This window comes from Blastococcus mobilis, assembly GCF_900188025.1.
Classification (GTDB): Bacteria; Actinomycetota; Actinomycetes; order Mycobacteriales; family Geodermatophilaceae; genus Blastococcus_B; species Blastococcus_B mobilis.
The window spans coordinates 33,388-50,878 of the sequence record NZ_FZNO01000031.1 but is presented as its reverse complement, the minus strand read 5'-3'; the positions used below and the strand labels follow the sequence as shown (position 1 = coordinate 50,878).

The 17,491-nt window shown below is 72.4% G+C and carries 15 protein-coding genes and 2 pseudogenes; 12 read left to right on the top strand and 5 right to left on the bottom strand.

The window, feature by feature from the left end; all coding sequences use genetic code 11:
- The 3 genes and pseudogenes from CHB94_RS26400 to CHB94_RS26390 all read right to left on the bottom strand — a co-directional run.
- Positions 1-421, bottom strand: a 421-nt coding sequence (locus CHB94_RS26400; RefSeq protein WP_254920826.1) for a transposase, incomplete at its 3' end; no start/stop codon positions are given.
- Positions 422-438: 17 nt separating this feature from the next.
- Positions 439-627, bottom strand: a pseudogene (locus tag CHB94_RS26395) (IS1380 family transposase); the annotation flags it as partial.
- Positions 584-1,153, bottom strand: coding sequence for a transposase (locus tag CHB94_RS26390; RefSeq protein ID WP_254920825.1), 570 nt, complete (start codon positions 1,151-1,153; stop codon positions 584-586). The pseudogene CHB94_RS26395 and the gene CHB94_RS26390, both read right to left, overlap by 44 nt.
- A 602-nt stretch (positions 1,154-1,755) precedes the next feature.
- On the opposite strand from CHB94_RS26390, the gene CHB94_RS26830 reads away from it, so the two are divergent.
- The 7 genes and pseudogenes from CHB94_RS26830 to CHB94_RS21130 all read left to right on the top strand — a co-directional run bounded on the left by CHB94_RS26830 (position 1,756) and on the right by CHB94_RS21130 (position 10,809).
- The gene (locus CHB94_RS26830) at positions 1,756-2,358 is read left to right on the top strand and encodes an SRPBCC family protein (RefSeq protein ID WP_368073874.1); all 603 of its coding nucleotides are present in this window, start codon (positions 1,756-1,758) and stop codon (positions 2,356-2,358) included.
- 625 nt (positions 2,359-2,983) lie between these two features.
- Complete coding sequence (locus tag CHB94_RS21155) at positions 2,984-5,587, top strand: hypothetical protein (RefSeq protein ID WP_141137591.1); 2,604 nt, start codon at positions 2,984-2,986, stop codon at positions 5,585-5,587.
- Between the two features lie 237 nt (positions 5,588-5,824).
- Positions 5,825-7,096: pseudogene (locus CHB94_RS21150) on the top strand (YifB family Mg chelatase-like AAA ATPase); the annotation flags it as partial.
- Positions 7,093-8,349, top strand: coding sequence for a DNA-processing protein DprA (dprA, locus tag CHB94_RS21145; RefSeq protein ID WP_089338531.1), 1,257 nt, complete (start codon positions 7,093-7,095; stop codon positions 8,347-8,349). The pseudogene CHB94_RS21150 and the gene dprA, both read left to right, overlap by 4 nt.
- Positions 8,350-8,380: 31 nt before the next feature.
- Complete coding sequence (locus CHB94_RS21140; RefSeq protein WP_089338530.1) at positions 8,381-9,316, top strand: tyrosine recombinase XerC; 936 nt, start codon at positions 8,381-8,383, stop codon at positions 9,314-9,316.
- A gap of 91 nt (positions 9,317-9,407) precedes the next feature.
- Positions 9,408-10,223 carry an RNA polymerase sigma factor WhiG gene (gene whiG, locus CHB94_RS21135; RefSeq protein WP_089338529.1) on the top strand — a complete coding sequence of 272 codons (816 nt, stop codon included), beginning with the start codon at positions 9,408-9,410 and terminating at the stop codon, positions 10,221-10,223.
- A gap of 28 nt (positions 10,224-10,251) precedes the next feature.
- A complete protein-coding gene (locus tag CHB94_RS21130) occupies positions 10,252-10,809 on the top strand; it encodes a GrpB family protein (protein ID WP_089338528.1) in 558 nt (185 codons plus the stop codon).
- Between the two features lie 157 nt (positions 10,810-10,966).
- Here the strand turns inward: CHB94_RS21130 and CHB94_RS21125 are convergent, their stop codons facing one another.
- Complete coding sequence (locus CHB94_RS21125) at positions 10,967-11,479, bottom strand: M23 family metallopeptidase (RefSeq protein WP_089338527.1); 513 nt, start codon at positions 11,477-11,479, stop codon at positions 10,967-10,969.
- A 300-nt stretch (positions 11,480-11,779) separates the two neighbouring features.
- Between CHB94_RS21125 and rpsB the strand changes: the two genes are divergently transcribed.
- The 5 genes from rpsB to CHB94_RS21100 all read left to right on the top strand — a co-directional run bounded on the left by rpsB (position 11,780) and on the right by CHB94_RS21100 (position 16,338).
- Positions 11,780-12,712, top strand: coding sequence for a 30S ribosomal protein S2 (gene rpsB / locus CHB94_RS21120; protein ID WP_089338526.1), 933 nt, complete (start codon positions 11,780-11,782; stop codon positions 12,710-12,712).
- A 96-nt stretch (positions 12,713-12,808) separates the two neighbouring features.
- A complete protein-coding gene (gene tsf / locus CHB94_RS21115) occupies positions 12,809-13,624 on the top strand; it encodes a translation elongation factor Ts (RefSeq protein ID WP_089338525.1) in 816 nt (271 codons plus the stop codon).
- A 174-nt stretch (positions 13,625-13,798) separates the two neighbouring features.
- The gene (pyrH, locus tag CHB94_RS21110) at positions 13,799-14,569 is read left to right on the top strand and encodes a UMP kinase (protein WP_254920824.1); all 771 of its coding nucleotides are present in this window, start codon (positions 13,799-13,801) and stop codon (positions 14,567-14,569) included.
- Positions 14,570-14,658: 89 nt separating this feature from the next.
- Positions 14,659-15,216: a ribosome recycling factor gene (frr, locus tag CHB94_RS21105; RefSeq protein ID WP_089338524.1), complete on the top strand. Its 558-nt coding sequence runs from the start codon at positions 14,659-14,661 to the stop codon at positions 15,214-15,216.
- Between the two features lie 21 nt (positions 15,217-15,237).
- Complete coding sequence (locus CHB94_RS21100; protein WP_089338523.1) at positions 15,238-16,338, top strand: phosphatidate cytidylyltransferase; 1,101 nt, start codon at positions 15,238-15,240, stop codon at positions 16,336-16,338.
- Positions 16,339-16,340: 2 nt separating this feature from the next.
- Here CHB94_RS21100 and CHB94_RS21095 read toward each other — a convergent pair whose 3' ends face one another.
- Positions 16,341-17,477 carry a GNAT family N-acetyltransferase gene (locus tag CHB94_RS21095; protein ID WP_089338522.1) on the bottom strand — a complete coding sequence of 379 codons (1,137 nt, stop codon included), beginning with the start codon at positions 17,475-17,477 and terminating at the stop codon, positions 16,341-16,343.
- Positions 17,478-17,491: the final 14 nt, after the last annotated feature.

Sequence of the window (17,491 nt, the reverse complement as noted above, 5' to 3'; positions counted from 1 at the left end):
TCTGGTTCTGCGCGAAGTCGTGCAGCGGCAGGTTGGAAAGCCCGGTGTCCTTGGCGCAGCGGATGCGGTCCTCGGCGCGGGCGCGGCGGCGGTGCTGCAGCTCGAGGTCGGCCAGCTGGCCCCGGGTGGTGTTGGTGACGAACGCGGTGATCCGCATGCCGTCGAGGTCGGTGATCCGCAGCTGCGCGCCCGGGTGCGGCCGCTCCTTGCGGACGATCAGCCGCATGCCCGGCGGCCACCCGGAGGGGTCGAACAGGCCGGTGACCTCGGCGACCCAGGCACCGGGGCGGACCTGGCCGTCGGCGTCGTAGGCCGGCGACCAGGCCCCCGCCGGAATGCCGGCAAGGGTCTTCTGGATCGAGGCCAGGTCGCAGGGAGCGAGAATCCGACCGAGTAGGACAGCCGGCGGCGGGTGAGCCACTCGATCAGGCCGTGGGTGCCGCCGGCCCCGTCCACCCGGACCAGCACGTTCTTCCCCGGCCGCCGAGCGCCGTCATAACCGGGCAGCTGGGCGAGCGCGGCGCGGATGACCGCCTTGTGGTCGGCCACGGTGTTGCCCGCGCGCAGCAGGAACGCCGGCGGCTCACCGGTGCCCTCGGCCCCGTGATCGACGAACGCCCACAGCGGATGGTGTCCGAACCCGCGCTTGAACGTCGGCGCGGCCTCTTCCTTCTCCGAGTGCGCGGTTTCCCAGGGTGGCGTCCACGTCGATCACCAGCGGTGCGGCCGCGCCACTGTCGTGATCTGGGGCGTGCGCGCCGGCCAGCGCCCACGCCTTCCCGCGGGCGACGGCACGGGCGGCGCCGATCGCGGCCAGCGCCTCGGTCGCATCACCAGCGAGGGTGTCGACCAGCCGGGACACCGTCGGGTCCGACGCCACCGGGGCCGAACAGCTCCGGTGCGGCGCGCAACTGGCCGATGTCGGCCAGGCAGTCCCCCCGATCGCCAAGGCGACGGCCAGGTTCAGCAGCACCTTGCCCGGTCGATGCCGAGCCAACGGCCGCTGCCACGGCCCCAGCGCTTGGGTCAGGGCCAAGATCAGACCAACCGTCTCCGCGTTACGCAGCAGCAGTACCGCGCCGGCGTTCGGCACCACGCTCGCGCCGTGCTCGTCGACGACCAGAGGCGGGTAGAGCCCAGTGGTCTTCTTCACCAGAAAGGTGCTCCCGGCTCCGCGTTGATCAGGACCTAGACAACCCAGATCCTCGCAGGTCAGGAGCACCTTTCGCGTTCCCGATCAGCCTCAACCGATCACGCGGCGTGAAAGCCCCGGGCTAGAGCTGGGCTACATGCTCGGCCGGCGGAAGCGCTGCGTGATCCTCAAGGAACAGCGCCTTCCCAACTTGCCTGCCGACGTCATCCATCGCCTCTACAAGCCATTTGACGTCTTCGACATCAAGTGGGACTGCCCCCAGTTCGGTTGACTCCTCTGTCTGTGAGGCTGCGGCCTCGCTGGCAGGGCGAGATGCGCGCGGGCACGAAACGTTCCTGTGGCGGTGGGGCCAGCCAGTTCTAGACGTGTCCTGATCATCACTTTGGCCTCGCGTTGGCCGCCCGCGGTGCTCGCGGCCTCACTGAACCTGGGCTCCGGTCGCCGTTCTGGACGCCGCGGATTCTGCAGGGAGTCGCCGTGTCCGTCGCCTTAGTTCTCGGCCTTCCCTCACCGGCCGGCGAGCCGGAGACTTCCTCCCCTGCACCCGCGGTGGGAAGGGCGAGGGCCGGTTCTCGTCCCGGTGCGGCGGGCCGCGCCTGGAGGTGGCCGTGCATACGGACTTCACGGTGGATATCAGCGCCGCGCCGGAGGTGGTGTGGGCGGTCATCTCCGACGTGGAGTCCTGGCCGGAGTGGACGGCGTCGGTCACCTCGGTGCGCCGGTTGAGCTCCGCGCGCCTGCAGGTGGGCTCCCGTGTGCGCCTCCAGCAGCCCCGGCTGCCGGCGACGGTGTGGACCGTCGCCGACCTGGTGGCGGGGGAGCAGTTCACCTGGACCGCCGACAGCCCGGGGGTGCGGACCCGCGCCTTCCACCGCGTCGTCGGACGGGCCGACGGGCCGACGGGTCGCAGGCGACGCTCCGGATTGATCAGGGGGTGTCCTCGGGTCGGTGGTGGGGCTGCTCTGCGGGGGCCTCGCCCGGCGCTACCTGCAGAGGGAGGCTGCCGGCCTCAAGCAGCGCTCCGAGGAGTCCGCAGCGCGCCAGCGGGTCTGAGCCGCCCCAAATCCCTTACGCGGCTGCCCGAGCCGCGGACGAGCGTGACGGGATCCTGGGCGGGGCGTTGCCGGACGAGAGTCGGGAGGTCAGCCCCCCCGGTGACCACGCGAGACCTGAAGTCCGGGGGATGGCGAGTATCGCGGAGCTGACCGAGTGTGCGCGGTGCAGCGCGATGGTCGATCGCCTGGCCCGGCATGAGCGGTGGCACCGGCAGGTCGAGGGGACCAGCGACCGCTGCCGCCGGATCCCGGCGACACGGCGGGAGAAGGTCTACTCGTACCCCTGACGCCCCTGAGACACGCCGTCGTGGTGACCGGCTGACGATCCGCGTCGGGCGTGTCCGCCGGACCGTAGGAAGGCCGACGGCGCGGAGCGCGGTCGATGTCTGCGCGCCGTCTCCGCGCGCCGACGTGCCGGAGACCGACGAGCCCCGGGACACATCGGCCAACTGTTGTCCTCCCGGTGACGACGATGGACCGATGAGCTCATGTGGTCGCGAGGCTGCCCGCGCCGTGCTCGGCCACGTCGCCCCCGGCGGCACCCAGACCGGGCAGACGACCCCCGCTATCTGCCTAGCGCAGATAGCGGGCCGACCTGTCCATCACCCTCATCGTCAGCGCATGACATGTCCGCGCGGCACCGTCCCGCCCACGCTCCGGTTCACTGGACCGCCCGGCTGTCCGCAGTCCGCTCGCGCACTGAACGTACGGCGGTGCAGATCCCCGCCGTTACCGTGGCACGGGCGAATGCCTCTAGCTGTCCTGCGGGGTCGACGTGCCTGTACAGCGCTTCAACACCGGACCGGTGGACCGGCCCTCGGGCCTGGTGGAGCCCGGGGTGCCGCTGAGCGGAGTGACCGAGCTCCGGGTGCATGGAGTGGGCGGGGCAACTCCGGAGGACTTGCTGGGAGACCTCGCACCGCAGCAGGTGTCCGGCGATCGCATCGCCGGCTTCTACCGCACCGCCGACCTGCCCAGGACCTGCCAGCGGCGGCGCCGCCACGTGGAGGCGTACTCCTGGGGCGGGCTGACCTCGCGCAGCGGATCGCGGGCACTGTGGGTGCTGCTTTTCCCGTTCGCCTTGGCCAACATGGCTGGCTGGATGTGCAGTCAGTGGACCCACCGGTGGCCGCAATGGTTTCGGTGGCATCGGGCGGCGGTGCGGTGGGCCGCGCTCGGCCTGACAGTGAACCTGGTGCTGTTCACCGCGATGACCTCGATGGACCTGATCGCCTACCAGTGTGGCGGCCAGCCGGCCTGTGCCGGGAACACGTGGGCGCTGCGGCTGCTACGCGCCTCGCCGTTGGCCGAGTTTCCGGCCCGGCGGATCCTTCTCGGTGCACTTCTGCCACTCGCGGCCATCGCTATCCTGGCGCTGTTGACCGGACGCTCGATCGGCCGCTATGAGCGGGTCCGCCCGCCATTTCGGGGCCAGCGTGAGCCTGACCAGCTCTCGTCCAGTGCTGCCTCGGCGAACGTCGGCCTGACGGAGCCCACCTTCTGGGACGGCCAGCGCAGCGCCGCGAATCTCGGCGTGGCGCACCTGGCCGCGGGCCTGGCGTTTGTCGCGCTCGCCATGGTCCACACCGTTCAGACCACTTTGCACGCGGCCGGGACGGACAGCGCCAACCCGTGGAACACCCGCCAGGTGGCCTGGCTTGCGGCAGGCCTCGCGATAGCCGCCGCCCTTGTCTGCGCCGCCCGCAACTCCTTCGGCAAGCTGTGGTTCTGGCTGCTGCCCCTCTTGGCGCTCGTCGGCTGTGTCGCCGCGGCGGGGTTCGCCTGGGCGCAACCGCTGGTCCCCGGCCCCCAGGCGGTCGGTCCGCTGCCCGGCATGCGCAACACGATCAACGTCGCCTTCGTCGGCATCCTCGCCCCCGTGGTGCTGGTGCTGGTCGTGTCGGTGCTGGCGCTGATCGCGTCGGCTCGGCACGACCGCAGAGCCGACCCGCGCCCGAAGGAGGCCACGTTCCGCTGGGTCGGCCCGTTGGCCGCGCTCATCGTGGCCGTGCTCGCGCTCAACGCGGTCATGTTGGGTGTCATGATCCGGCTCGCCGACTGGTTGGGCGAGGTGTCCACCGCGACTCCCAGCGGCGCGCCGAAGACCCCCACGCTCTACCTCTTTCCGGTGGTCAGTGACCTCACGTCGTACCTGACCATCGGGCCCCTCGCGTTCGTGGTGCTGGTCGCGGCCATCGAGGGGACCACCTGGTGGGTGGCCGGCCGCCGGCAGGCCGCCAGGGACATCCGAAGGCACTACCAGGACCGCGAGGCCTTCCCCCGCCCGGACACGGAGACGGCGTGGCAGTACACCGCCGCCCCTGCCACGAACGCCGCTGCCGGCGCGGAGCCCTCCGCGGAGAGGGTCGTGAAGCGGTGGGCGGGCCGGGTGGCACGCGCCCGCCGGGCCGCTCGTATCCCCCGCGAGACGGACCTGGTGCTCAGTGCCGCCGCCGCGGTCGCGCTCGTGCTGCTCGGCTGGGTGCAGTTCCGCGTCTGGGTTCAGCACGAGGAGCCGTGGAACGAGCCGTGGATGATCACAGCAGGGAGCTGGATCGCCGCGTGGCTGCCGGTCGTGTTGATCGTGCTGCTGCGCCGCGGGTGGCGTGATCTGTCCGCCCGACGCCGCATCGGGATTCTCTGGGACGTCCTCACGTTCTGGCCGCGCGCCTACCACCCGCTCGCCCCACCCTCCTACGCCGAACGGGCCGTGCCCGAGCTGCGGCGGCGTCTGTGGCGCGTGTACGACAGCGACGGCTCGATCGTGATGGTCGCGCACAGCCAGGGCACAGTCCTCGCCGCGGCCGCTCTCCTGCAACAGCTGGCCCCGCCGTCCCCACAGCCCGGTCAGTGGTCCGACGTGGCGGTGTCGGACGAGACGACACCAAAGAAGGGATCGGCGCCGCAGGCGGCAGCGCAACAGGCAGCGTTGCTGAACAGGGTGGCTCTGGTCACCTTCGGCTCGCCGCTGCGCACCCTCTACAGCTGGGCGTTCCCCGCCTACTTCAACAGCACTGTGCTCAGCCGGTTGCGGCCCGCCACCGCATCTGGGACCGGCATTCGTGCGTGGCGCAATCTCTACTACCAGACCGACTACATCGGCCGGGAGATAGGCACCGCCGCCGCGGATCAGGAGCTTCCGGACCCGATCACCTGCTGGTACGTCTACGGCCAGCCCGAACCTGCCCCCGGCCGACACTCCGGCTACTGGACCGATCCGAAAGTCTGGGTCAACGTCGACGAAGTCGCCGAGCAGTTGGTCGACGCGGCGGCTCCCGTTGACGATTGCGATACCGCCACACCGGCGCCAGACACTGCTCTACCGGCTATCCCTGCGCCGGTGAAGGAGCGGCACCCGAGGGAAACCCCTCGGTCGTAGCCGGCCGGAGCTGGAGCAGCGCCTGCCGCGACGCCTTCGGGCTCCTTCGGCATCGCTGAGCCCCGGCTGATCCTCCAGCAGTGGCCCTGTGCGCTGCCGCGCTGGTTTCCCACCGACGCGTCGGTGTCCTGGTTCGAGCGTATGAGCGTCGCTGGGCGCCGCGGCTCCCGGGAAGTCACCGAGGCAAGCAGCTCGGCTGGTCAGCTCTAGACGTGTCCTGACCGTTGCTTTGACCTCGCGCTCGCCGCGGCGGTGCTCGCGGCCTCGGGCGCGGTACCCCAGCAGTCGATCGACCAGCTGGTGCTCCTGGGCGAGCTCGGGCTCGACGGATCGGTGCGGGGCATCCGCGGGGTGTTGCCGGCGGTGTTGGCGGCTACCCGCGCCGGACATCGGCAGGTCGTCGTGCCGACGGCCAACGCCGAGGAGGCCGCGCTGGTCGACAGCGTCGACGTTCTCCCGGCGCGCACTCTCGGCCAGGTCCTCGCCCACCTGGCCGGACGCGAGCCGCTGACCCGGCACGTCCGGGGCCCACTGCCCGAGCCGGCGCCACCTCCCGACCTCGGGGACGTCGTCGGCCAGGCCGCGGGGCGCCGGGCCGTCGAGGTGGCGGCCGCGGGAGGGCACCACCTCTTCCTGGCCGGCCCGCCGGGGGCAGGCAAGACGATGCTCGCCGAGCGGCTACCCGGTCTCCTCCCGCCCCTGGACGAGCAGGCGGCGCTGGAGGTGACCGCCATCCACTCCGTCGCGGGCACGCTGCCCTCAGGGGCGCCACTGGTCACCCGGCCGACGTTCGAGGCTCCCCATCACTCGGCCACCATGGCCGCGCTGATCGGTGGCGGCTCCGGTCAGATCCGGCCGGGCGCGGTGTGCCGGGCCCACCGCGGGGTGCTCTTCTTGGACGAGGCTCCCGAGTTCCCGCGCGCGGTGCTCGACACGCTGCGCCAACCGCTGGAGCGCGGACAGGTGACCATCCATCGCGCGGCCGGTTCGGCGACCTTCCCGTGCCGGGCGCAGCTCGTGCTTGCCGCCAATCCGTGCCCGTGCGCCAGCGCCGCCGGCGACACCGCGTGCACGTGCAGCTCGCTCGAGCGGCGCCGGTACCGATCGCGGTTGTCGGGGCCACTGCTGGACCGCATCGACCTCCGGGTGGACCTCCCACCGGTGACGCGCGCCGCGTGGCTCGACGGCCTGGGGCCACCCGAGACGACCGCGGAGGTGGCCCGTCGGGTGGCCGTGGCGCGCGCCGCGGCGGGGGAGCGGCTGGCGGGCACCGGGCTCACGGTCAACAGCCAGGTTCCCGGGCGGCTGCTGCGCGAGCGGTGGGCGGTGCCGCGCTCTGCCCTGGGGCTGGTGGAGCGGGCGTTGGAGCGCGGGGCGCTGTCGGTCCGGGGATTCGACCGCGTCATGCGCGTGGCCTGGACGCTGGCAGACCTGGCCGGGCACTCGGTGCCCGGCAGCGACGAGGTCGCCGAGGCGCTCGGCATGCGCCTGCAGAGGACGGCGGCATGAGCCTCGACGAGGATCTCGAGGAGGCGGCCGGCGGGCCGGCGACCGGCCTGCCGGTCCACCCCGGTCTGCGGCGCGCGCGGGCCTGGCTGAGCCGCGCGGTGGAGCCGGGCACGATCGACCTCTGGCGCTACGTGGAGGACGTCGGCCCCGTCGAGGCGGTGCGCCGGTTGCGCTCCGGCCGGGCGCCCGAGCGGGTCCGGTCCCTGGTCGGGGCGCGCGCCGAACAGGACGCCACCCTGGCCGACCTGGCGCGGGCCGAGCGCTGCGGAGCCCGGCTGGTGATCCCGGAGGACGACGAGTGGCCGGCGCTGCCGCTCCATGCCCTGACCGTCGCGGTGAGTGCCGAGCCCGGGAACCGCAGGGATCAGTCGGACCGCACGAAGGCCCCCGTCCCGCCGATGGGGCTGTGGGTGCTGGGCGCCCAACGGCTCGACGAGCTGGTCGACCGGTCGGTGGCGATCGTGGGGTCACGGGCGTCCACGGCCTACGGCGAGCACGTGGCCGCGGAACTGGGCCACCAGCTGGGGGAGCGGGGCTGGACGGTGGTCTCGGGAGGGGCCTTCGGGATCGACGCCGCCGCCCACCGCGGAGCGCTGGCAGCCGGGGCGCCGACGCTGGCGGTGCTGGCCTGCGGGGTCGACCGGCCCTATCCCGCCGCCCACGGCGCGCTCTTCCACCGGATCGCCGAGACGGGGCTGCTGGTCAGCGAGTGGCCACCGGGCTGTGCGCCGCTGCGGCACCGCTTCCTCGTTCGCAACCGGCTGATCGCCGCACTCACCCGGGGCACCGTCGTCGTCGAGGCCGCGGCGCGCTCGGGGGCGCAGGCGACTGCTCAGCGGGCCCGTCGGCTGGGCCGCGGGGTCCTGGTCGTGCCGGGCCCGATCACCAGCGCCATGTCGGTGGGTTGCCACGAGCTGCTGCGCGACGAGCAGGCGGGCGCGACGTTGGTCGCGTCGGCCGACCACATCATCGAGGCGGTGGGTGGGATCGGCACGGATCTGGCCGACCTGCCGGAGCGGCCGTCCGGGCCGCGGGACGGGCTCAGCGACCTCGCGGCACGGGTGCTGGACGCCTGCCCCGTGCGCAGCGGGGTGACTCCTGAACGGCTGGCCGCGATCGCCGGCTGCGACGTCCTGGAGGTGCTGCGGGTCCTTCCCGCGCTCGAGCTGGCCGACCTCGTCGAGTGGACCGGCACCGGCTGGCGGCTCCATCCACCTCCCCGGCGGCCCGGAGGCCCCGGCGCGGCGGCTTGACGGTCGGGAAACGCCGTCGGACGGTTCCGGGGTGACCGCGGGGACAGCAGACGTGCGTGCGGCGCTGCCGTCGCCGCTGGCCGCTGCCCTCGACGGGTACGAGGAGCACCTGCGCACCCAGCGGGATCTGTCGGACCACACCGTGCGCGGATACGTCAGCGATGCGGTCGGCCTGCTCGACCACCTGGCGCGGCGGGGCGGCGGGCAGGTGCACGACCTGGACCTCGCCGCGCTGCGCAGCTGGCTGGCCCAGGGCCGGACCAAGGGACACAGCCGGGCGACCATCGCGCGGCACGCCGCGTCGGCGCGGTCCTTCACCGCGTACCTGCGCCGCGCCGGGCTCAGCCCGGAAGACGTCGGCCAGCGGCTGGTCAGCCCCAAGGCGCACCGCGTCCTGCCGGGAGTGCTCGCCCCCGACCAGGCGCGCGCGCTGGTCGAGGCCGCCGCCGGCGCCGAGGAACCGGTGGGCCTCCGCGACGCCGTGGTGCTGGAGCTGCTCTATGCCAGCGGCATCCGGGTGAGCGAACTCGTCGGCCTCGACGTCGACGACGTGGACCGCGGCCGGCGGTTGCTCCGGGTGCTCGGCAAGGGGCGCAAGGAGCGCAGCGTCCCCTACGGCGTCCCCGCGGACCGCGCGCTCGATGCCTGGCTGACCCGCGGCCGGCCCGCGCTGGCCACGCCGGACTCCGGCCCGGCCCTCCTGCTGGGTGCCCGGGGACGACGGCTGGACGCGCGGGAGGCCCGGCGGACCGTGCACGCCGCCGTCGCCGGCACGCCGGGGGCCCCCGACATCGGACCGCACGGGCTGCGGCACTCCGCAGCCACCCACGTGCTGGAGGGCGGCGCGGACCTGCGCTCCGTCCAGGAGTTGCTCGGCCACGCTAGCCTCGCGACGACTCAGATCTACACGCACGTGACGGTCGAGCGGCTCCGTGCGGTCCATGCGCAAGCGCATCCGCGCGCCTGAGAGGGTGGCTGCGTGCCGGGACGACCAGCCGCAGCAGTCACGGGGCAGGACCACAGGGCGGGACCGACCATCAGCACCGAGGAGCGCGAGCGTGCCTGAGGCCACGATCGACCGGCTGGACGAGTACGACGAGGAGTCCCGTGCGGACGCCGACGCACTCCTGGCGCAGTTGTGGGCCGACTACGTCGCCGACCGTGACCCCGGACTGCGGGACCGGCTGATCCTCCACTACGCGCCGCTGGTCAAGTACGTCGCCGGCCGCGTGGGCAGCGGTCTGCCGGCCCACGTCGAGCAGGCCGATCTGGTCTCGTACGGCACCTTCGGCCTGATCGACGCGATCACCCGCTTCGAGCCCACCCGCGAGGTGAAGTTCGAGAGCTATGCGATGGCCCGCATCCGCGGTGCGATCATCGACGAGCTGCGCAACACCGACTGGATCCCGCGCTCGGTCCGCATGAAGGCCCGCCAGTTCGAGCGCACCGTCGCCGACCTCGAGGCCAGGCTCCACCGCAGCCCGACCGACGAAGAGGTCGCGGACGAGATGGGCATGGACGTCGAGGAGATCCGCAAGTTCCTCGGCCAGCTGTCCCTGGTCAACGTCGTGGCCCTCGACGAGCTGCTCACCGACGACGACGGCGGCGCCTCGCCGCGACTGGGCGACACCCTGCAGGACTCGAGCGCGCTCGACCCGCAGGCCATGGCCGAGCACGGCGAGGCGCGCCAGCTGCTCGCCCGTGCCGTCGAGCAGCTGCCGGAACGGGAGAAGGTGGTCGTGAGCCTCTACTACTTCGAGGGGCTCACCCTGGCCGACATCGGCCGGGTGCTCGGGGTGACCGAGAGCCGCATCTGCCAGCTGCACACCAAGGCCGTCCTGCACCTGCGCACCAAGCTCGCCGACATCGCGTGACGGTGTGCCGGGACGCGGTCGTCGAGCCATGGGCACCGAACGTGATCACTGTCTCGACTCCGTCCTGATCGGTGGCCGGGAGCCCGTAAGGGTGGTCGTGTCGAACTACGAGCCGGCCTGGCCGGCACGGTTCGCTGCGGTGAAGGCTCGTATCCACGCGGCCCTGGGGGAGACTGCTCTCGCAGTCGAGCACATCGGGAGCACCGCCGTGCCGGGGCTTGCCGCCAAGCCGATCATCGACGTGCTCGTTGTCGTGTCGGACGTCGAGGACGAGTCGTCATACGCCAGCGCGCTGGAAGGCGCCGGCTTTGCCTTGCGGGTCCGTGAGCCAGGTCATCGGATGCTGCGCACGCCCGGCAAGGACGTGCACGTCCATGTCCACGAGCCCGACGCCCAGGCCGTGACGGACTACGTGGACCTGAGGGACTGGCTGCGAGTGGACCCGGCCGACCGGAGTCGGTACGCGGCTGTGAAGCGCGACCTGGCCCAGAGGCCGTGGCCCGACATGAATCACTATGCGGACGCCAAGTCAGAGGTGATCCAGCAGATGCTCGGCAGAGCGAGGGTCTGGCGGGCCGAACACTGACGCGGAAGGCACCTGGCTTACGCGAGGGCGGAATGCATCCGCGATGTCGTCCTGAAGCGGCCCGAGCGGCCCTGACCGACCTACAGGACGCCGACTCCGCCGGGGTCGCCGACGACCTCCGCGAGCGATGCGTGGCAACCATCCGCAACACGTCCGATCATCGCGCCGGGAGCAGTCGGACCCGGGGCGGGCGCAGGAGCAGCAGCGGGTCCAGGTAGGTCTCGTCCCGCCGCAGCCCCCAGTGCAGGCAGGCCTGGACCGGGCACCCCGGATGGCCGGCCTGCAGCGTGCCGATGGGAGAGCCGCGTGCCACGGTCTGCCCGGCGGCCACGGAGGGGTCCACCGGCTCGTACGTCGTCCGCAGGCCGCCGGGATGGTCGATGCTCACCACGGGCCGGCCCGCGACCATGCCCGCGAACACGACGATCCCGTCCCCAGCGGAGAGCACCGGGCTCCAGGGCATGCCCTGCAGGTCCGTCCCGCGATGCCCTGCCGCGAACCGGTGGGGGAGCTGCTCGAAGGCGCGGGTCACCGTGAGGCCGCCGGCCATCGGCGCAGTCCAGTGGGCGGTCGACGGCGTCGGGGCGGGAGGAGCTTCCGCAATGGCCGGCGCTGGTGCGAACGCGACGGTCACGGCGAGGAGCAGCAGGGCCAGGAGTCGGGCACGCATGCGGGCAGAGTCGGCTCGCGCGGGTGCCGGTGGAGCCGGGTGGGCGGATCTGTGGACGGCCTCGACCGCGGGGGAAAGCCGCCGCCCGGCCTGGCGTATGCTGTCCGGTGCGGCCCGTTCCGATGGGTCGACTTCGCGCGTCCTCCTCCCGCCGGATCAGGCGGGGCAGTCGCCACCTCGGTCCCGACGGGCAACCGCCGGGGGTGTGGCGCCGTCGGACGCCAGGGCGGTGCACCACCCGGTGCCCGCGACGAACCGAGAAGCGCGGCCGGTGGCCGCGCGCACACGAGAGAGGCTGCAATGGCAGTCGTCAGCATGAAGCAGCTGCTCGACAGCGGCGTCCACTTCGGGCACCAGACCCGCCGCTGGAACCCGAAGATGAAGCGATTCATCTTCACCGAGCGCAACGGCATCTACATCATCGACCTGCAGCAGACGCTGGGGTACATCGACAACGCCTACGAGTTCGTCAAGCAGACGGTCGCGCACGGCGGTTCGATCCTGTTCGTCGGCACCAAGCGTCAGGCGCAGGAAGTCGTCGCCGAGCAGGCCACGCGCGTGGGCATGCCCTATGTCAACCAGCGCTGGCTGGGCGGCATGCTCACCAACTTCCAGACCGTGCACAAGCGCCTCCAGCGCCTCAAGGAGCTCGAGGACCTCGAGCAGACCGGCGCCCTGGTCAGCCTCTCCAAGAAGGAGCAGCTGGTCCTCAGCCGCGAGAAGGCCAAGCTCGAGCGCAGCCTCGGCGGTATCCGCGACATGCAGAAGGTGCCCAGCGCCATCTGGATCGTGGACACCAAGAAGGAGCACATCGCCGTCGGCGAGGCCCGCAAGCTGAACATCCCGGTGGTGGCGATCCTCGACACCAACTGCGACCCCGACGAGGTCGACTACAAGATCCCGGGCAACGACGACGCGATCCGCAGCATCACGGTGCTGACCCGGGTCATCGCCGACGCCGTCGCCGAGGGCCTGATGGCCCGCTCGGCCGCTCAGGCCGACGCCGGCCGTGGCGACGCCGCCGAGCCCGTCATCGGTGGCGACGAGCCGCTGGCCGACTGGGAGCGCGAGCTCCTGACCGGTGGGGACGCCCCCGCCGCGCCGGCTGCCGATGCCACCGCCACCCCGCTGCCGGAGACCCCGGCCGAGCCGCCCACGGTCACCGCGGGCGAGGTCGCCCCGGTCGAGGGCGTGCCCGCCACCACCGGTGGCAAGGACCGTCCCGCGGTCTGATCGGAGCGCGCCGCATCTCCCGTGGCCGGGAGGTGCGGCGCACCCGCATGTCCGCACCGCACGCCAGCACCACCGACAGACCACAGAGGAAGTGACATGGCTGAGTTCACTGCAGCCGACGTCAAGCGTCTCCGCGACGCCACCGGCGCCGGCATGATGGACTGCAAGAAGGCGCTCACCGAGGCCGACGGCGACTACGACAAGGCCGTCGAGTTCCTGCGCGTCAAGGGCGCCAAGGATGTGGGCAAGCGCCTCGAGCGCTCCACGACCAACGGTGTCGTCGTCAGCAAGGACGGCGCGCTGCTGGAGCTCGACTGCGAGACCGACTTCGTCGCCAAGAACGCCGACTTCGTGACGCTCGCCGAGCGCCTGCTCGACGTCGTCCTCGCGCAGAAGCCGGCCGACGTCGACGCGCTGCTGGCCGCCGACGTCGACGGCCAGACCGTCGCCGCGCTGGTCGAGTCCGAGTCCGCCCGCATCGGCGAGAAGCTCGTGCTCAGCCGGTTCGCCGCCTTCGAGGGCACCACCGCGACCTACCTGCACAAGCGGGCGACCGACCTGCCCCCGGCCATCGGTGTCGCCGTGCAGTACACCGGCGGCAGCGAGGAGGCCGCGCGCAGTCTGGCGATGCACATCGCCGCCGCACGTCCGCGCTTCCTCACCCGCGAGGAGGTCCCGGCCGAGGCGGTCGAGACCGAGCGTCGCGTCGCCGAGCAGACCGCGAAGGAGGAGGGCAAGCCCGAGCAGGCGATCGCCAAGATCGTCGAGGGTCGCGTCAACGCCTTCTACAAGGACTTCGTCCTGCTCGAGCAGCCGTCGATCACCGAGCCCAAGCGCACGGTGAAGCAGATCGTCGACGAGGCCGGCATGACCGTCGAGCGGTTCGCCCGCTTCGAGGTCGGCCAGGCCTGAACTGGCCCGCCTGCAGGGTCCCGCCGCGAGCGTGCGAGCGGTGGGGGGCAGGGGGTCCTTGGTGTCGCGGCGGCCCCGCTCCCTTCCCGGGAGCGGGGCCGTTCGTTCGTCCGCATGGGCTCATCGACCCATGCGGCAGGATCAGACAACCGATGTCGAGCGAGGGATGACGCGTTGACCGACACCACACCGCCGCTGTCCGCCCCCACTGCCTTCCAGCCGGCCGACGGCAACGGCTACCACCGGGTGCTGCTCAAGCTCTCCGGCGAGACCTTCGGGGGCGGCAAGGTCGGCGTCGATGCCGACATCGTCCGCGGCATCGCCGAGCAGCTGGCCGAGGTGGTCGCCAAGGGCACCCAGGTCGCGGTCGTCATGGGCGGTGGCAACTTCTTCCGCGGTGCCGAGCTCAGCCAGGCAGGCATCGACCGCACCAAGGCCGACTACATGGGCATGCTCGGCACCGTCATGAACTGCCTGGCGCTGCAGGACTTCTGCGAGAAGGCGGGCCTGGAGACGCGCGTGCAGTCGGCGATCACCATGGGTCAGGTCGCCGAGCCCTACATCCCGCGCAAGGCGATCCGGCACCTGGAGAAGGGCCGGCTGGTGATCTTCGGCGCAGGCGCCGGCATGCCGTACTTCTCCACCGACACCGTCGCCGCCCAGCGGGCGCTCGAGATCGAGTGCCAGGTCCTCCTGATGGGCAAGAACGGTGTGGACGGCGTCTACGACGACGACCCTCGGAGCAACCCCGACGCGGTCATGTACGAGGACCTCGACTACGCCACCGTGCTGGCCAAGCAGCTGAAGGTCGCCGACGCGACGGCCATCAGCCTGTGCATGGACAACCGGATGCCGATCGTGGTGTTCAACCTGTTGCGCGACGGCAACATCGCGCGGGCCACCGCAGGTGAGAGGATCGGCACGTTGATCAGCCAGCCGTCGTGAGCACGGACTGACCGGCCAGCACACCGAGACGACAAGCAGTTGAGCCGACGGCCGATGAATCGGGCCGCCTGCCGATGGAAGGAAGACCCGTGATCGACGACACCCTGCTCGATGCCGAGGAGCGGATGGACAAGGCTCTGTCGGTCGCCCGCGAGGATCTCGGCTCGGTGCGCACCGGCCGCGCGGCCCCGTCGATGTTCAACAAGATCATGGTGGACTACTACGGCGCGTACACCCCGGTGCCGCAGATGGCGTCGATCACCGTGCCCGAGGCGCGGATGGCCGTCATCAAGCCGTACGACATGAGCCAGCTGTCCGCGATCGAGCGGGCCATCCGCGACAGCGACCTGGGCGTCAACCCGACCAACGACGGCCAGATCCTGCGCGTGGTGTTCCCTCAGCTCACCGAGGAGCGGCGCCGCGACCTGGTCAAGCAGGCGCGGGCCAAGGGCGAGGACGCCAAGATCGCCATCCGCAACATCCGCCGCCGGGCGAAGGACGAGCTGGACCGCATCGCCAAGGACGGCGAGGCCGGCGAGGACGACGTGCGTCGCGCGGAGAAGGAGCTCGACCACCTCACCGAGCAGCACGTGCACGGCATCGACGAGGCCATGAAGAACAAGGAGAGCGAGCTGCTCGAGGTCTGACCCCGACGGCCCGTCCGCCCCATGACCACGCCCTCCGCCGCCGACCGTCCCGGGATCTCCGGGCCGGGCACCGAGCCGTTGCCCCGCTACGGCTCGCGGGCGGCACAGACCTCCGACACCGTCGGTCCACCCGGGCCGGCGGGGCAGCATCCCGTCGCGTGGTCCGACCGCACCGACGGCGACACCGGTCCGGTGCCGATCGTCGGCGACCGGCCGTCCCCGCCGCCGCCTCCCGCGGACCAGGTCCCCACCGCGACGGCGATGCCCCTTCCCGGCGAGGTCGAGGAGCTGCCCACGACGGAGCGCCCGGCCGGGGGCCGTGCCGGCCGTGACCTCCGGGCCGCGATCGGGGTGGGCGTCGGCCTGGTGGCCGTCATCGTGGCTTCCCTCCTGCTGTGGCGCCCGGCCTTCCTCGCCGTCCTCGTCACCGCGATCCTCGTCGCGGTCGTGGAGCTCACCCGGGCCCTGCGCGCCGGTGGGTTCAGCGCCCCGCTGGTCCCGCTGCTGGTCGGCGCGCTCGTCATGGAGGGCCTGGCCTGGAGCCGAGGGCCCACCGGGCTGGTGGTCGGGTTCCTGCTCACCGCGCTGGCCGTCCTGCTGTGGCGGCTCGGGCACGGCCCGGCCGGCTACCTCCGGGACGCCGCGTCCGGCGTTCTCGTCGCGATCTACGTCCCGCTGCTGGCCGGCTTCGCCGTCCTGCTCCTGGTGCCGGACGACGGCGCGGCGCGGGTTCTGGCGTTCATCGCCACCGTCGTGGCCAGCGACGTCGGCGGTTACGCGGCGGGCGTCCTCTTCGGCAAGCACCCGATGGCGCCCTCGATCAGCCCGAAGAAGTCCTGGGAGGGCATGGCCGGCTCGGTGCTGGCCTGCATGCTGGTCGCCACCCCGTTCGTCGTGCTCTGGCTCGACGGTCCCTGGTGGGGTGGGCTCGTCTTCGGCGCGGCCCTCGCGGCCTCGTCGACGATCGGCGATCTCGGGGAGTCCCTGATCAAGCGCGATCTCGCCATCAAGGACATGGGCAACCTGCTGCCGGGCCACGGCGGGATCATGGACCGGCTGGATTCCCTACTGCCCTCGGCGGCGGTGGCCTACCTGCTGCTGTCGGTCCTCGCGCCGGTCTGAAGTCACGCCGGCCGGTGGGCCCACCAGGTCGACCCCACCACCTCGAAGCCGCGCCGGGCGTACCAGTGCCGGGGCCAGTCGTCGGCCGCCGCCTCCAGCATCACGAGGTCGCAGCCTGCCTCCGTGGCCAGGCCCAGCGAGCGCGCCAGGACGGCATCGGCGTACCCGCGGCCCCGGGCCGCCGGATCGGTCATCACCGACTCCACCGCGGCGGTCGCACCGTCGACCCGGAGCTGGCCGGCGGCCACCACCCGGCCGTCCTCCCGGACCACGATGTCACTGACCGCGACGACCCGGTCGTTGAGCTGCTCGCGGCCGATCAACTGGGGCACCACCTGATCCAGCCGAGGGCCGAGGGCCGCCAGGTCCGTTCGCCAGGAGCGGTCCCAGAGCTCGTGCACCTCGCGCTGCTCGACCACCTCGGCCCGCTCCCCGCCCGGCAGCGGCCCCACGGGACGGGCCATCAGGAGCTGTTCCTCGATGTCGTAGCCGAGCCGGGCCAGGTCGGCGGCCACCTCCGCCGCGCCCGGCCACATCAGCGTGGCGACCCGGTCGGGCAGGCCCGCGTTGCCGGCGACCTCGTCGGCGGTGGCCGTGATGGTGGCGGCGTCCACGGGCTCGGTCAGGACGAGCCGGTTGTTGTCCCGGGAGTGCGGGAAGTCCGGGTCCGGCACGGCCACGCCGCCGGGGACGTCACCCACTCGCACGGCCCGCCGAACCGGCAGCGACGAGTAGAAGGCGATCGCCCGGCCGAGGACGCCGTCGGCGGCCGGGAGCACCGGTGCGACCGGCGGCCGGTACGGCACGACCGCCACGACCGCGCTCGTGGGGAGCGGGCCGTAGAGAAGGACCCCGTCCTCCCCACCCTTCGCAGGCTCAGGACGGGACCCGGGACGGGGGCCGGCCGGTACCCCGGCCTCCATGCGCACCGGGCCGGTCAGGCGGCCCGGGTCGACCACGAGCAGCACCAGGTCGCGCCGTCCGGGATGGAGCCGCTCGGCCGAGAGGTGAACCTGCCCAGGCGGGGAGGGGCGGACGAACCCGACGGCGTCCAGGGACGGCGGTCGGACGGCGCCGAGGGACAGGGCCCTCCGCCACTCCGCCGGCTCGATGAGGTGCAGGAGCACGGCCTCGGTCATGTCACAAAACTTCC

Excerpts from the sequence above, each read along its gene's own strand:
- CHB94_RS21125 (WP_089338527.1), bottom strand. The coding sequence starts at position 11,479 with ATGCGTGCCCGACTCCTGGCCCTGCTGCTCCTCGCCGTGACCGTCGCG.
- CHB94_RS21130 (WP_089338528.1), top strand. The coding sequence starts at position 10,252 with ATGGGCACCGAACGTGATCACTGTCTCGACTCCGTCCTGATCGGTGGC.
- tsf (WP_089338525.1), top strand. The coding sequence starts at position 12,809 with ATGGCTGAGTTCACTGCAGCCGACGTCAAGCGTCTCCGCGACGCCACC.
- dprA (WP_089338531.1), top strand. The coding sequence starts at position 7,093 with ATGAGCCTCGACGAGGATCTCGAGGAGGCGGCCGGCGGGCCGGCGACC.
- CHB94_RS21100 (WP_089338523.1), top strand. The coding sequence starts at position 15,238 with ATGACCACGCCCTCCGCCGCCGACCGTCCCGGGATCTCCGGGCCGGGC.
- CHB94_RS21095 (WP_089338522.1), bottom strand. The coding sequence starts at position 17,477 with ATGACCGAGGCCGTGCTCCTGCACCTCATCGAGCCGGCGGAGTGGCGG.
- rpsB (WP_089338526.1), top strand. The coding sequence starts at position 11,780 with ATGGCAGTCGTCAGCATGAAGCAGCTGCTCGACAGCGGCGTCCACTTC.